The organism is Paraburkholderia diazotrophica (genome assembly GCF_038900755.1).
Classification (GTDB): Bacteria; Pseudomonadota; Gammaproteobacteria; order Burkholderiales; family Burkholderiaceae; genus Paraburkholderia; species Paraburkholderia diazotrophica_A.
Genome location: NZ_JBBPEN010000001.1, coordinates 1,115,618 through 1,130,303, shown reverse-complemented (window position 1 = coordinate 1,130,303; position 14,686 = coordinate 1,115,618). Strand labels below are relative to the sequence as shown.

The following is a 14,686-nucleotide window of genomic DNA, read 5'->3' as shown; positions in this document are numbered from 1 at the left end:
GACTCGCAGTCTCCCAGCGTAGCCACAATCGCGCTGCGCAGCAAACCGCACTCGGGCTCGCGCGTGCGAAATCAGTCCGCGTCTTCGACGTTCGCCGCGCTCACCCACCACGCCATCTTGCCTCGCGGCACATGCACGAGCACGGCTGTCGGATCGGCGACGCCGTCATCGGCGATCTCGCATACGTCGAGCCCGTCAGGCAGTCGCTTCACGGTGCCGGCTTCCTGGAAGAGCGCGAGACGCCGCGCCGTCAGGGGCCGCAACTGGCTGTATACGTCGTAGCTGATCGCGCCGGGCGTATCGCCGCGAATCTGCAATGCGTCGTTCTTGCCGCACGGCTGCGGCGACGGCGTCGCGGCGAATGCGGCGTGGCTGGTGGCAACACAGCCGAGCGTGGCCACGACGGCCGCGATGGTTGCGCGAAAGAGTTGCTTCATGTCGATTCTCCAGAAGGTGACAGTTCGCCGGTGTTCCGGCCGCCGTGAAAGCGGACTCGGACCCAGTAGCCGACGGCAGCCGATGCAGCGAGCCTCAGGAGCCATCGTTGCCGCTCAGCGCGACGCCTCGATCGTCGGCGCAAGGCGCGCTGCCGAAGCCCGCATAGTGGGCTGACCAGTTGCCCGCGATGGCGGCCTGCGCGTCGCTCAGCGACATGCGCCCTTCGCAAACACAGCGCTTGAGCTTCGCCGTCAGCAGTTCCTTGCGACGCTCCCCACGATGCCCGCCCCATGGCAGAAGATCGAGGTTGTCCGGCGCATCCGGCGAACCGCCCAGCACGACGGGCACGCGACGATCCAGCGCATAGCGCGTGCCGTGATCGGGATCGATGCCATGCTCGGACAGCAGCCGGTCCTTGTGCGCCATCAGGTTGTCGAACGGCGGCGACACCGTATCCGCGTAACCCGGCTTGCAAATCGTTTCGGCGATGGTTTCCTGCGTGACGCGCTCGTCGAGCATCGTCGCGTCCTGTGCGAACGCGACGGGCATATGCAGATGCAATCCCGCCACTATCGCGGCGAGCATCGTGCAACGCTTGCGCATCGTTCGCGCGACGCCCGCACGCGTGTCGCAACGCGCGGATGATTCGATTCGACTCGTGTGCGCCTCGTCGAGCGCGTTCGCCTTCGCTGCATTCATTAATCAGCGCGCGTCGTCACGACGCGGAAGAGTTAATTCGGCAGACAATTAAAACACATCCGGGCCACATGACGTAAATACGACCGCCCCGAATCGCTTCGGCTTTTCGATGCTGAGAGCATCAGAGACATCCAGGGCATCGCGAAACCTGCCGCGATGCCCTTGCCTTTGCGCTCCGAACGCGGCGCCCGCGCCAGCGCGGACACGCGCCGGTGTCGCGAGGCACTAGTGCGTGCCTGACGTCCTCGCCGCGGTTCGCGCCTGCAATGCGCGCACGCGCCCGAGCGCCTCCGTGTTGCTCACCGTCGACTCGTACATCGCCGCGAGATCGGCCTTGAGCGCGGTGCGCGAGCCGCCGTCGAGATACACCATATGCCCCGACGGATAGAAGCGCGCCGACAGATTGTCCCGCACCTGCTGGCTGAGCAGCGGCATCTGCTGCAAATCGATCACCGTCTGATAGAACGGCGTGACGAAATCGTAGAAGCCGTTCGCCGATAGCACCTTCAGATCCACGTTGAGCGCCATGACGGCCGCGAGGTCGCCCGCCGTGTACAGGATGATGTTGCCCTTGCTGTCGACGCCCTTCTGCTCGCCCGTCGGGTCGATATGGCTGAAGTCCCAGTACTTGAACGCCTGGTCGTTCAGGTCGGTGAACGCCGAGTTCGACGTGAACTTCAACTGCTCGTTCAGATAGACGTTCCACATCGTCGTGTAGACGCCCGTGACGGCCGTCATGGTCGGATCGTTGCCGCCCGAGTTCGGATCGATCTTGCCCGCGATGCCCGTGTCGATCGCCGTCACGCGACCGTCATACGCGCCGAGCGCAAGCCCCTGCGACTTGAGCAGCGTGGTCAGGAACAGCGAATTGCCACGGCTGTCGTAGCCGGCAATATCGAGGCTCCACGCGAGCAGCGTGGTCTTGTCGATGCCCGTGTATTCGCTCAGCTTTTCGACCACTGCATTGTCGGTGGTCGGAAACTTGCGCAGCGCATTCAGATAGTCGGTGCGCGCGAACTGCGCCACTTCTTCGACGAACTGGCCGAGGTCCGTCGGCCGTGGCGCGACGCCGAGCTTCTTGTGATACCACGCGTCCGCGGCGGCCGTGGGCAGCGCGCCGACCGGGTTGCCCGCCTGCGTGTAATCGAGAATCGACGATTGCAGCGTGACGCCGTTCAGATCGACGCCGTCCTCATGCAGCTTGTATGCGAGCACACAGCTGCGCGCCGTGCCGTATGACTCGCCAAACAGGAATTTCGGCGAATTCCAGCGGTTGTTTTTCGTCAGAAAGCGCTTGATGAACTGCTTGATCGAGTCCGCGTCCTGGTCGACGCCCCAGAAGTCGCGGTTCTTGCGCGGCGCGACGGCCGCCGAGTAGCCCGTGCCCACGGGGTTGATAAACACCAGGTCGCTCTTGTCGAGCAGGCTGTCCGGGTTGTCTTCCATCTGATACGGCGCGGGTGGCGTGAAGCCCGGCATCGACGTCTTGATGCGGCGCGGCGCGAACGATCCGAGCAGCACGAACACCGACGACGACCCGGGCCCGCCGTTGTAGAAGAACGTGAGGGGCCGTGTCTCCTCCTTCTGATCGTCCTGCGTGAACGCGACGTAGAACATCTTCGCGCTCGGCTGGGAACTCGACGGATCGACCGTTACCAGATGGCCCGCCGTTGCCGTGTAGTTGAACTTCTTGCCGCCGATCGCGACCGTGTGCTTCGTGATCGCGGCGCCCTCGCTGGTGTCGGTGACCGAGTCATCGGGCCCGTTACCATAGGCGACGGGATCGAAGAACGGCTTGTCGCCGGTGGCGTGCGGCACGCTCGCAGCCGTCGACCCATGCGCGGCCTGAGAATTGTGAGGCGACTGCAAACTGCCGGAAGCTGATTCGGTATTCGTCATGATCGCTCCATCGAATGCGTACACATGTTGCCTGGTCTTGTGTTGCGATGCCTTCATCGCCGCCTGAAGCATGACGCTCCGACATACGAGCGCCCGCTGTTCAGACTATAAAGCCGCCGCCACCTTCACACCATTGGGACTACCCAATCCCGTGCAGGCATCCCACCCCGTGGTCGCCGCATAACTGCCGTTGTTGCCCTGCGTGATGTCGTTGCAGGCGCCCGCCGCCTTGTACAGCTTAGGATTGACGAAGCCGACGGGCGTGCCCTTCGCGCCGTTGATGCGCGCGATCAGCGCCGCCCACAGCGGCGCGACGGCGCTCGTGCCGCCCACCACCGTGTTGTTGCCGTCGACGAGCACGTCGTAGCCGGTGAGCGGCGACGCATCGCCTGCAACATCCGGCACGCCGCGCCCCGCCAGCGCCGTCTTTCCGCCCTGCGTGCCTGACGTGGACAGTCCTTCCTGCCAGGCGGGGACAGGGAACGCGCCGCTCACGCCGCCGCCCGTCGAGCCGCCGTCCGCGCCATCGTTCCAGACGACTTCATGCGTGACCTTTTGCCCCGCGCCTTGCACGCTCGTGCCGCCGCACGCGAGCACATAGGGGCTCGACGCAGGGAAATCGACGTGATCGCTGCCGTCGCCCACGCCATCGGTCGAGCCGCTGTCGCCCGACGCCGCGCACACCGTCACGCCGATCGCCGCCGCCGACTGAAGCACGTCGTTGAAGGCCGTCATCGATTGCGCCGTCCACACGCTTTCCGGCGCGCCCCAACTGATCGAAATCACGGAAGGCCTGTTCTTCGTGTCGTGCACGGCGCGGCTGACGGCGTCGATAAAGCCGGCGTCGCTGTTGGTCGTGAAGTACACGGCGATCGTGGCGGCAGGCGCGATTGCGCCGGCGATCTCGACGTCGAGCGTGACTTCGCCGTCCGGTCCGTTCGGATCGCCCGTCGGATGATTGCCGCCCTGGTCGACGCCGACGGCGACGACCTTCGGCGAGCCCACGCCGAGGCTCGAAAAATAACTGTTCAGATCGGTAGTGCGATAGCCGCCCCCCAGTTCGATGATGCCGATGCACTGGCCGCTGCCGTCGCCCTGCGGGAACTGATACATCGACGCGAGCTGCAGCGGCGTGAACGAAGCCGCCTCGCGCGCCTTCGCCGGCGCGAACGGCGGACGGATGCGGAAATGCGGCCTTGCCTGCGGACGGTTGTCGAGACCGAGCACGGCCGTCACGACGCCGTGCAGGTCGTCGGGCACGCTGATCGCGCCCGTGCGGCCGCGAAACTGGCCCATCGAATGATGCTCGTAGTGCTGCAGCTTGACGTCGAACGCGGCCTGGAACTGCGCAATCGTGCCGCTCAATACGACCGTGCGCGCCGAAGCGTCCTCGCGCACGACGGCCAGCCCATGTTGCGACGCGAAGGCCTTGAGTTTCGCGACGTCTTCAGCGGCCGCGCCGAACCGCTGCTCGAGCTCGTCGCGCGACAACGGCTTTGCGTCCGGCGCGCCCGCCTCGATTTTCTTCATCAACTGCGCGAATTGCTGCTCGTCCTTGCGGCGCAGCACGACTACGACCTGAATCGTTTCCGACGGGTCGCACTGCGCGACGACCTTCGAACCGGCTGCGACCTGGCGTTCGCTGCCTGGCAATGGATGTTTCGTCATGGTTTCGATTCTCCCAGTGCATGGCGGGGCCACGGGTTAGACACACGACGGGCGCATGGCGGGCACATGCGGACGGGAGCGCTGCAAGGCCCGTCGCGCCGCGAATACGCATTCGTCGTGAGACAGAAAACCAACCGTCCGACCAATCGATTCGAACACAGTTCCTGCACGCCCGACACCTGGCCGAACGGCTAGCTTTTGTCGTGCATCGAAATCGCGGTACGCTGCTCCAGCAGCAAATGCGCTGTTGCGTTACGCTATGCGACCGCGTGCCGGAGGGCGCGCGAGAACCCCGAATTCGAGGACCACCCATGACCATCTCGATGTATCAGGCATCCATTCCCGTGCTGATTCGCGGCCTCACGAACCTGCAGGCGATTCTAGGCAAGGGCCAGGCGCACGCGGCGGAAAAACAGATCGATCCGTCCGTGCTCACGGGCGCGCGCCTCTTCCCGGACATGCTCCCGCTCGCCCGTCAGGTGCACATCGCGACGGACACCGCGAAGGGTTGCGCGGCACGTCTCGCAGGCGTCGAGGCGCCGAAGTACGAAGACGTGGAGTTCGCGTTCGATGAACTGCACGCCCGCATTCAGAAAACGATCGATTATCTGAAGGAGTTCAACGCCGCGCAGATCGACGGTTCGGAAACGCGCGAAGTGACGCTGAAAATGCGCAGTGGCCCGGTCGAATTCACCGGTATGTCTTATCTGCTTGGCTTCGCATTGCCGAACTTCTACTTCCACATCACGACGGCATACGACATCCTGCGTCACAACGGTGTGGAAGTCGGCAAGCTCGATTACCTCGGCAAGCCGAACAGCTAGCGCGGGATCAGCACTACTGTCGGAAACGCGAACTGGCGCGAACTGGCTCGCCCGTTCGCGCTCATCCCGGTCAACAGGCGGCGAACGGCTGCATCGAATGGGCGATCAGGAAGACCATCGAATAAGCCATCGAATAAGCCGCCGAATGAGCCATCGAATGAGCCGCCGAATGAGCCATCGAACGAGCCGTCAAATGAGCCGTCAGACGCGCCGCCAGCCGGCCCCTCAGACGGAACATCAAACACGCGGCTGGAACGCGATGATCCCCATGCCCGCCAGCGTGAGCGCCACACCCGCGAGATCCCACGCGCTCGGGCGCACGTGATCGACGCCCCAGAGCCAGAGGATCGCGACGGCCACGTACACGCCGCCATATGCGGCGTAGACGCGGCCGGCCGCCGTGCCATGAAACGTCAGCAGCCACGCGAACAGCGCGAGGCTCAACGCGCCCGGCACCAGCAGCCACGCAGAGCCACCGTCTTTGAGCCAGCGCCAGGGCAGATAGCAGCCAACGATCTCGGCGATCGCGGTCACGACATAGAGCAACAGAGTTTTCATCAGCAGATGTGGGAGTGATCGGTCGATCCGCGCGCGGCGTGCGCAAGAGCGTCGGCGAGAACATCGGCCCCGCCGTCTATCGCTCTTATTAACACAATCACTTTGCGCGTGCCCGGAGCGGCGTGCGACAGTCGTCGCTCGCCGCCGTTCAACGATCACGAGCAAACCAGCATGAGTGTCAAATCGCCCTGTATCGACATCTGTAAGTTCGACAGCAAGACCGGCTATTGCCTCGGCTGTCTGCGCACCCGCGAAGAGTGCAAAGGGTGGAAGAAGATGAAGGACAAGCATCGCCGCAAGGTCATCGGCCAAAATTCGGAGCGCGCGGCGATGATTCGCAAGTAGTCGGAAACGGCGCGGGGCGGTGGCCGCTCAGTCGAGCGACAGACGCACCGCGAAGCCGATCAGCGCCGCAGAAAATGTCCAGCGCTGCAACGTCTGCGCAAGCGGATGCGAGCGCACCCAGCCGGAGATACGCGCGGCGCCGACAGCATAAGCGGCATCGAAGCATGCGCCGATCACCACCAGCACGACACCCAGTTCGATCACCTGCCACGCGACCTGCCCCGCCTCGGGACGCACGAATTGCGGCAGCAGCACCGAGCAGAACAGAAGCGCCTTCGGATTCAGCAGGTTCGTCAGCAGCCCCTTGACGAATGCCGATCGCAGCGGACGGCTTCCACCGGGCTGCGCGCCAGCCGTCGGCATCGCGAACACGGGCGAGCGGAAAATCTGCACGGCCACCCATGCCAGGTAAATCGCGCCGCCATAGCGCACGACTTCGTACAGCCACGGCGCGTTGCGCAGCAGCGCGGCGACGCCGCACGCGGACAGCGTCACGTGCGTCGCGCGTGAAATGCCGAGTCCGGCGGCGGCCGCGAAACCGGTGCGCGCGCCGCGGCCGATGCTCGTCTGAAGCACGAGCGCCATGTCCGGGCCGGGCAGCGCAAAGACCACGACGAGCGCGGCCACATACATGATCAGAAGATGAGCGGAAACCATGACGACCTCACGTTTAGAGGCCTTCATATGCCTTCGCCCTGCTAGCGAATGCTGGCGTTTTTCGGTCTTGCAGCGCCAAAGATTAGCGGAATGCCCTAAAATTTTCAAATCATCAATGACATTCCGCCCAACATGAACGACCTCGACAAAACAGACCTCGCGATCCTCGCGGCCTTGCAAACGGATGGGCGGATGTCGAATGCGAAGCTCGCCGAAAGGGTTGGCCTCAGCGAAACGCCGTGCGCGCGGCGGCTGAAGCGGCTCGAAAGCGACGGCACGATCGAGCGCTATCGCGCGGTGCTGTCGCGTGCGGCGCTGGGACTCGGCGTCGTATCGTTCGTGTACGTGCGCTTCGCCGTGCACGATCGCGCGACGGCGACGCGCTTCGAGCGCGAGATTCTCGCGATCCCGCGCATCCTTTCGTGTCACAACGTATCGGGCAGCGCGGACTATATCCTCCAGGTGGTCGCGCGCGACCTCGACGATTACGGCACGTTCATGCGCGACGAGCTGCGCAGTCTGCCGGGCGTGACCTCGGTGGAATCGTCGCTATCGTTGCGCGAAGTGAAGGCCAATGGCGGCTTGCCGCTCCTCTGACGACGCATCGCCAGACGCGGTCAAGGCGAACTGCCCGGCGACGCGCCGCGAACTCGTGGCATAGTGGGCGCCTCGCCATTGCGGCACATCACGAATCACGGAGCATGAGCATGGATCACGAAGCGGCGCGAGCCGAAGAAACCCGCGCGATGGAGCGCGTCCTGAACGCGACGAAGCAGGTGCAGACCGCGTTCGCCGCGCTGCAATCGCAGTTCCCGCCGGCGGGCAGCGGCCGGCCGTCGCAGATGGCGCTTCAGACGTTCGACGCCGCGCTACAGGAACTCGAAGACGCGCAAGCCGAGTTCGATACGCTGCTGAACGACCTGCTTGACGGCAACCGTTGAACGGTCTATGCGCCGGATGTTGATGGCGTTCGGCGCGTCTCGCGGAAGGCGCGCGAGACGCGTCATCGAACGCCTCGCCGCGGCGAAGGCGGCAGCGCAGAGCGACTGACAGTTAGTTGCGCACACTCATCATCATGATGAATCGCGTCAGATTCACCAAATAAACTTCAGGAATGCGCAACCCGCCGCTATGCTGGCCTCACCTTTCTGCAAGGCGAAGCAAGCGATGGCGGAACTCTATCTGGTACGGCATGGCCAGGCGTCGCTGGGCGCGAACGACTACGACCGGCTCTCGGCGACTGGCGAACAGCAAGGCATCTGGCTCGGCGAATACTTCGCGCAGCGCGACATCGCGTTCGACCGCGTGATGTCGGGCACGCTGCGACGCCACGCGCAAACCGTCGACGCGATCTGGCGCGGCCTGGGCGCGCCGCCCGTCGAGTGCGAGGTCCACCCGGGTCTCGACGAATACGATTTCCACGCGCTTTTTCGCGCGCTCGGCGACGAGCACGCCGATGTCGCCCGACGCGCGACCCCAAGCTCGCGTGATTTCTTCAAGGCGCTGCGGCAAGTGCTGCATCTGTGGGCGGAAGGCGCGCTCGATGACTGCGCGCCCGAAACGTGGAGCGCCTTCCAGCAACGCGTCGCCGATGCGCGCGCCGCGATCCAGCACGGCGGCGGACAGCGCGTGCTGGTGGTCAGCTCGGGCGGCGTGATCGCCGCGCTGACGCAGCAGATCCTGCACTCGCCCGCCGCGACGGCCATCGCGCTCAACATGCAGATCCGCAATAGCAGCGTCAGCCACTACTTCTTCAATGGCCACACGCTGCAGCTATCGAGCTTCAACGGCATCAGCCATCTCGACGATCCGCAGCGGCGCGCTTTTCAAACCTACGGCTAGCCCACGAGCGACACATCGAACGACATGACTCGCGATCGACACGACACCACGCTCGATATCGAGCGGCTTGCGCACTATCTGGAACAGCACATCGCGTGCTTTCGCGGCCCCATGAGCGCGACGAAATTTGCGGGCGGCCAGTCCAATCCGACCTGGCTGATCGAAGCGCAAGGCGAGCGCTATGTGCTGCGCCGGCAGCCGCCCGGACAACTGCTCAAGTCGGCGCATGCCGTCGACCGCGAATATCGCGTGCTGCGCGCGCTCGCCGGCACGCCCGTGCCCGTCGCGCGCGCGTTGCATCTGTGCGAGGACCGCGACGTGATCGGCAGCATGTTCTACCTGATGAGCTACGAGGAAGGGCGCATCTTCTGGAACCCCGCGTTGCCCGACGTCGACCGCGACGCGCGGCGCGGCTACTACGCAGCTGTCGTGCAGACGCTCGCGGCGCTGCACGACGTCGATCCGCAAGCGGTGGGACTCGGCGACTACGGGCGCGCCGGCAACTACTTCGAGCGTCAGATCGGCGTATGGACGAAGCAATACCGCGCCGCCGAAACGAAACGCATCGCGGCGATGGAAGCGCTGATCGACTGGCTGCCCGCGCACTGTCCCGCCGATACACCGGACATGCGCCCGTCCCTCGTTCACGGCGACTTCCGCATCGACAACCTGATTTTCGCGAACGACACCCCACGCGTGCGCGCGATTCTCGACTGGGAACTGTCGACGCTCGGGCATCCCCTCGCCGATCTCGCGTACTTCTGCATGTGCCTGCGCCTGCCGTCGGACGGCCATATTCCGGGGCTGCGCGGCCAGGACCGCGCGGCGCTCGGCGTGCCCGAAGAGGACGAGATCGTCGCGCAATACTGCGCGCTGCGCGGCCTGCCCGCGCTCGACAACTGGTTTTTCTTTCTCGCGTTCAGCTTCTTCCGGCTCGCTTCGATTGCGCAGGGCGTGAAGGCGCGCGCGCTGCAAGGCAATGCGTCGAGCGCGCAGGCGCATGACGTCGGCGCGATGGTCGAACCGCTCGCGCAACTCGGCGCCGAGCTGATCGTCTAGCCGTTCATCGCATTCATCCCGTTCATCGATAAAGACATGAAGGAGACACCCATGAGCACAAACCCTTTCGACCTCACGGGCCGCATCGCGCTCGTCACGGGCGCAAGCCGCGGCATCGGCGAAGCGATTGCGAAGCTGCTCGCCGAACAGGGCGCGCATGTGATCGTATCGAGCCGCAAGGTCGACGACTGCGAGCAGGTGGCGGCGAGCATACGCGATGCGGGCGGCCGCGCCGAAGCGCTCGCGTGCCACGTCGGCCGCATGGAGGACATTGCCGCGACGTTCGCGCATATCCGCGAAAAACATGGGCGGCTCGACATTCTCGTGAACAACGCGGCGGCCAATCCGTACTTCGGGCACATCCTCGACACGGATCTCGCCGCGTACAACAAGACCGTCGAAGTGAACGTGCGCGGGTACTTCTTCATGTCGGTGGAAGCGGGCAAGCTGATGAGAGAACAAGGACGCGGCGCGATCGTCAACACGGCGTCCGTCAATGCATTGCAGCCCGGCGACATGCAAGGCATCTACTCGATCACGAAGGCGGCCGTCGTCAACATGACGAGAGCGTTCGCGAAGGAATGCGGACCGCTCGGCATCCGCGTGAACGCGCTGCTGCCCGGTCTCACGAAAACGAAGTTCGCGGGCGCGCTGTTCGAGAACAAGGATATCTACGATCACTGGATCAACAACATCCCGTTGCGCCGCCACGGCGAGCCGCACGAAATGGCGGGCACGGTGCTGTATCTCGTGTCCGATGCGGCGAGCTACACGAACGGCGAATGCATCGTCGTCGACGGCGGCCTGACGATCTAGCCCACGCAAAGAGCACGCAGGAACACAAAGGACACACATCATGAATTTCGGCTACAGCCCCAAGGTTGAAGACTTGCGCCGCCGCGTGCGCGCGTTCATGGACGAGCACATCGTGCCGCGTCAGCGTCAATGGCTCGATGAAGTGCACGCGGGCCGCTATCCCGTCTCTTTCATCGAAGAGCTGAAGGCGAGCGCAAAAGCCGAAGGCCTGTGGAATCTGTTCCTGCCGCATCTGAAGGACGACGAGCCCGGCACGCGCCTGACGAACCTCGAATACGCGCCGCTCGCGGAGATCATGGGGCGCATTTCGTGGGCGTCCGAGGCCTTCAACTGCAATGCGCCTGACACCGGCAACATGGAGTTGCTGCACATGTTCGCGACGCCCGCGCAGCGCGACCAGTGGCTCGTGCCGCTGCTCGAAGGCAGGATCCGCTCTGCGTTCGCGATGACGGAGCCGGACGTGCCTTCATCGGACGCGACGAACATCACGACGTCGATCCGCCGCGACGGCGACGATTACGTGATCAACGGACGCAAGTGGTTCATCACGAACGCCGCGCACCCGAACTGCAAGATTTTCATCGTGATGGGCAAAACCGATCCCGATGCGGAGAGCCATCGTCAGCAAAGCATGATTCTCGTGCCCGCCGACACAACGGGCGTCAAGATCGTGCGCAACATTCCCGTGCTGAACCATGTCTCGCCGGAAGGACATTGCGAGGTTACGTTCACGAACGTGCGCGTGCCCGCATCGAATCTGCTCGGCGAAGAAGGCGGCGGCTTCGCGCTCGCGCAGGCTCGGCTCGGGCCAGGGCGCATTCATCACTGCATGCGCTCGATCGGCGCGGCGGAACTCGCGCTCGAACTGATGATCGAGCGCGCGCAGGAACGCAAGACGTTCGGCAAGTATTTGCATCAGCACGGCACGGTCGGCGAGTGGATCGCGAAGTCGCGCATCGAAATCGATCAGGCGCGGCTGCTCGTGCTGAAAACCGCGTGGCTCATCGACGAAGTGGGCGCGAAGGCGGCGCGCAAGGAAATCTCGATGATCAAGGCGCTGATTCCGCAACTGCATACGACCGTCTGCGATCGCGCAATGCAGGTGTTCGGCGCGATGGGCGTGAGCCCCGACACGCCGCTCGCCGACCACTGGACCTGGGGCCGCGCGCTGCGTTACGCGGACGGTCCCGACGAGGTGCATCTGCAAGCGATTGCGCGCATGGAGATCAAGGCAAGCAAGGAGACGTTGGGCGCGTCCGCTGCGTATCTGAACGTGCCGCCTCGCGATTGAAGCTTGCAGCGTTGCGCAGGACGCATGGCCACGGCCACCCGTCGCTTATGATGTCGGGCGAAAGGAGACTGTGCGATGCGTCCACCGAAGCTCGATCTGAACCTGTTCGTCGTATTTGAAGCGATCTACGACAAGCGCAACCTGACGCGCGCGGCAGAGATGCTGTTCATCACGCAACCCGCCGTCAGCAATGCGCTCGCGCGCATGCGCAAGGCGTTCGACGATCCCCTGTTCGTCAGCACGCCGTCGGGCATGGTGCCTACGCCGCTTTCGGAAAACATCATCGGCCGCGTGCGCGAAGCGCTGCAATTGCTGGAGACGAGCGCGACGGAAGGCGACGTGTTCGTGCCCGCCGCGTCGGAGCGCACGTTTCGCCTCAGCATGCCCGATCTGATGGAAGCGATCTTGCTGCCCGCGCTCGGCGAAGTGTTGCAGCAACAGGCGCCGGGCATGCGCATCGAAAGCTATTTCACGCCGCGCAGCGAAGTGGCCGCCGCGCTCGCGGCAGGCAAGATCGATTTCGCAATCGACGTGCCGCTCATCGACGATCCCCAACTGCATCAGTCGCCGCTTGGCAGCGACCGCTATGCATGCATGCTGCGCCACGATCATCCGTTTGCCGGCGACATGCTGACGATGGACGACTATCTCGCGCTCGGCCACATTCAGGTGTCGAGCCGCCGCCAGGGCAGCGGGCTCGTCGATGCCGAGCTTCACAAGCTCGGCAAGCGGCGGCAATTGCAGATGCGCGTGCAGCACTACATGGTCGCGCCGCTGATCGCGATGCGCACCGATCTCGCGCTCACCGCACCCGTGCAGTTGCTGCAGCGCTATGACGCGCGCATTCTCGAACTGCCGTTTCCGCTGGCGAAGCTCGAATGGCACCTGTATTGGCATCGCAGCGGCGAGCAGGATCAGGCGAACCGCTGGGTGCGCGGCGAAGTGATCCGGCTGATGGACGAAATGCGCGAGCCGCCGCGCGAATAGCGCGTGCCCGCGCGTTGAGCTTCGGATCGCGCCACGCCTCCGGCTCCGCAAATGGCCTGATCGTTGCCCCCACATGCAGTGCGGGAACGCCCGCGTCGCACGATGCGGCACAGTTTGTGCGAACCGACATGACGCTGAAGAGCGACGAGTATTCGTGGTTTGCTGGCAGCGTTGCACATCCGTTTCATGCAGCCCGCATCGCACGCAGTCGCATTGCGCGGCGAACGACATCGCGGCCGGAACTGTCTCCCGCTCTTCCGCTACGAACAGAGGACGCGAGGATACTGCATTGACGATTTCCCTTGACGACATCGAGCGCATCGTGGATGCGCCGATGCACGCCTGGCCCGGCGGCGCCGTCGTGTCGATCATTGCGATGGCGATTGCGCTCGCGGTTCAGCGTATCGGCGCGCGCATCGTGACGCGCATTGCGCGCCCCTATCCGCTCGCGATCATCGTGCTGGCTCATATCGACGTGCCGACGCGCGTGCTGCTGATGGTGCTGGGGCTCGAATTCGTGTTCTGGGAAGCGCCCGACACGCTGCGCTACATTGTCCCGTTGCGCGACGTCGCGGCCTTCGTGCTGATCGCAACCGTGACATGGCTGGCCATGCGTCTCGCCGCGTCGATCGGCGAGGCGATCATTCAGGCGCATCCCCTCGACACCGCCGACAACCTCCAGGCACGCAGGATCCACACGCAGGCGCGGGTGCTCGCGCGCTCGGTGATGGTGGTGATCGTGATCGTCGGCGTCGGCGGCGCGCTGATGATGTTCCCCGCCGTGCGACAGATCGGCGCGAGCCTGCTTGCGTCGGCGGGCGTCGCGGGACTGGTCGCCGGTATCGCGGCACGGCCCGTGCTCGGCAATCTGATCGCGGGGTTGCAAATCGCGCTCTCACAGCCGATCCGGCTCGACGACGTCGTCGTGATCGAGAACGAGTGGGGTCGCATCGAGGAAATCACGGGCACCTATGTGTCGGTGCGTCTGTGGGACATGCGGCGGCTGGTCGTGCCGCTCCAGTGGTTCATCGAGCATCCGTTCACCAACTGGACGCGCAGCAGTTCGCAGATCATCGGCACGGTGTTTCTCTACGTCGACTACCGCATGCCGCTCGCGCCGCTGCGCGAAGAACTGGGACGGCTGCTGAAGGAAGCACGCGAATGGGACGGCAGTGTTCAGGTGCTACAGACAACGGATGCGACTGAGCGCGCATTGCAGTTGCGCGTGCTGGTCAGCTCGATGGATTCGGGACTCAACTGGGACTTGCGCTGCCGCGTGCGAGAAGGACTGCTCTGCTTCATCCAGAATCACTATCCGCAATATCTGCCGCATGCGCGCGCCGAGGTGACGGCCGAACTGGAGCGACGCAGCGAGTTGCCGCCCGTGCCGCAACCGCCCGCCCACGACGAGCCGGTCGCATCGAGTACGGCGGCGGACACGCCGGCCGATCCCGTTGCGGCCATCGGCGGTGCGCGTGCGCGGCGCAACAGTAGCGGGAACGGTCAGCGCCACATAGAGCGGCGCGTGCCGCCGAGCACCGACGGCGTGCATCGCGGACGTGCGCGCGTATCACATACACACTAGGCACACGCGGGAATTTGC

16 protein-coding genes are annotated in these 14,686 nt (G+C 64.5%); 10 read left to right on the top strand and 6 right to left on the bottom strand.

Annotated features, from left to right (window positions below; genetic code table 11):
* Positions 1 to 71: 71 nt before the first annotated feature.
* The 4 genes from AABE10_RS05255 to AABE10_RS05240 all read right to left on the bottom strand — a co-directional run bounded on the left by AABE10_RS05255 (position 72) and on the right by AABE10_RS05240 (position 4,704).
* Entirely contained in the window at positions 72 to 437 is a 366-nt protein-coding gene (locus AABE10_RS05255; RefSeq protein WP_342932197.1) for a hypothetical protein, read from the bottom strand.
* A 94-nt stretch (positions 438 to 531) separates the two neighbouring features.
* On the bottom strand, positions 532 to 1,137 hold the full coding sequence (locus AABE10_RS05250; RefSeq protein WP_342932196.1) for a hypothetical protein: 606 nt from the start codon (positions 1,135 to 1,137) through the stop codon (positions 532 to 534).
* Between the two features lie 225 nt (positions 1,138 to 1,362).
* Positions 1,363 to 3,036, bottom strand: a complete 1,674-nt coding sequence (locus AABE10_RS05245; protein WP_342932195.1) for a S10 family peptidase — start codon at positions 3,034 to 3,036, stop codon at positions 1,363 to 1,365.
* Between the two features lie 105 nt (positions 3,037 to 3,141).
* Complete coding sequence (locus AABE10_RS05240) at positions 3,142 to 4,704, bottom strand: S53 family peptidase (protein WP_342932194.1); 1,563 nt, start codon at positions 4,702 to 4,704, stop codon at positions 3,142 to 3,144.
* A gap of 311 nt (positions 4,705 to 5,015) precedes the next feature.
* Between AABE10_RS05240 and AABE10_RS05235 the strand changes: the two genes are divergently transcribed.
* Positions 5,016 to 5,528 (top strand): DUF1993 domain-containing protein, encoded by a 513-nt coding sequence (locus AABE10_RS05235; protein ID WP_342932193.1) that lies wholly within the window; start codon positions 5,016 to 5,018, stop codon positions 5,526 to 5,528.
* 237 nt (positions 5,529 to 5,765) lie between these two features.
* On the opposite strand, the gene AABE10_RS05230 is transcribed toward AABE10_RS05235, so the two are convergent.
* Positions 5,766 to 6,086, bottom strand: a complete 321-nt coding sequence (locus AABE10_RS05230; RefSeq protein WP_342932192.1) for a YnfA family protein — start codon at positions 6,084 to 6,086, stop codon at positions 5,766 to 5,768.
* Between the two features lie 171 nt (positions 6,087 to 6,257).
* Between AABE10_RS05230 and AABE10_RS05225 the strand changes: the two genes are divergently transcribed.
* Positions 6,258 to 6,431: a DUF1289 domain-containing protein gene (locus AABE10_RS05225; RefSeq protein ID WP_342932191.1), complete on the top strand. Its 174-nt coding sequence runs from the start codon at positions 6,258 to 6,260 to the stop codon at positions 6,429 to 6,431.
* A gap of 27 nt (positions 6,432 to 6,458) precedes the next feature.
* Here AABE10_RS05225 and AABE10_RS05220 read toward each other — a convergent pair whose 3' ends face one another.
* Complete coding sequence (locus AABE10_RS05220; protein ID WP_342932190.1) at positions 6,459 to 7,088, bottom strand: LysE family translocator; 630 nt, start codon at positions 7,086 to 7,088, stop codon at positions 6,459 to 6,461.
* A 132-nt stretch (positions 7,089 to 7,220) separates the two neighbouring features.
* On the opposite strand from AABE10_RS05220, the gene AABE10_RS05215 reads away from it, so the two are divergent.
* From AABE10_RS05215 to AABE10_RS05180, 8 genes are all read left to right on the top strand, one after another.
* Positions 7,221 to 7,685 carry an Lrp/AsnC family transcriptional regulator gene (locus AABE10_RS05215; RefSeq protein ID WP_342932189.1) on the top strand — a complete coding sequence of 155 codons (465 nt, stop codon included), beginning with the start codon at positions 7,221 to 7,223 and terminating at the stop codon, positions 7,683 to 7,685.
* A gap of 110 nt (positions 7,686 to 7,795) precedes the next feature.
* Positions 7,796 to 8,029, top strand: a complete 234-nt coding sequence (locus AABE10_RS05210) for a hypothetical protein (protein WP_342932188.1) — start codon at positions 7,796 to 7,798, stop codon at positions 8,027 to 8,029.
* Between the two features lie 226 nt (positions 8,030 to 8,255).
* On the top strand, positions 8,256 to 8,930 hold the full coding sequence (locus AABE10_RS05205; RefSeq protein ID WP_342932187.1) for a histidine phosphatase family protein: 675 nt from the start codon (positions 8,256 to 8,258) through the stop codon (positions 8,928 to 8,930).
* A gap of 24 nt (positions 8,931 to 8,954) precedes the next feature.
* The gene (locus AABE10_RS05200; RefSeq protein ID WP_342932186.1) at positions 8,955 to 9,989 is read left to right on the top strand and encodes a phosphotransferase family protein; all 1,035 of its coding nucleotides are present in this window, start codon (positions 8,955 to 8,957) and stop codon (positions 9,987 to 9,989) included.
* Between the two features lie 51 nt (positions 9,990 to 10,040).
* Positions 10,041 to 10,805 (top strand): SDR family oxidoreductase, encoded by a 765-nt coding sequence (locus AABE10_RS05195; protein WP_342932185.1) that lies wholly within the window; start codon positions 10,041 to 10,043, stop codon positions 10,803 to 10,805.
* A gap of 40 nt (positions 10,806 to 10,845) precedes the next feature.
* The gene (locus tag AABE10_RS05190; protein ID WP_342932184.1) at positions 10,846 to 12,096 is read left to right on the top strand and encodes an acyl-CoA dehydrogenase family protein; all 1,251 of its coding nucleotides are present in this window, start codon (positions 10,846 to 10,848) and stop codon (positions 12,094 to 12,096) included.
* Between the two features lie 75 nt (positions 12,097 to 12,171).
* Positions 12,172 to 13,083: a LysR family transcriptional regulator gene (locus AABE10_RS05185; protein ID WP_342932183.1), complete on the top strand. Its 912-nt coding sequence runs from the start codon at positions 12,172 to 12,174 to the stop codon at positions 13,081 to 13,083.
* 334 nt (positions 13,084 to 13,417) lie between these two features.
* Positions 13,418 to 14,668 carry a mechanosensitive ion channel family protein gene (locus AABE10_RS05180; RefSeq protein WP_342932268.1) on the top strand — a complete coding sequence of 417 codons (1,251 nt, stop codon included), beginning with the start codon at positions 13,418 to 13,420 and terminating at the stop codon, positions 14,666 to 14,668.
* Positions 14,669 to 14,686: the final 18 nt, after the last annotated feature.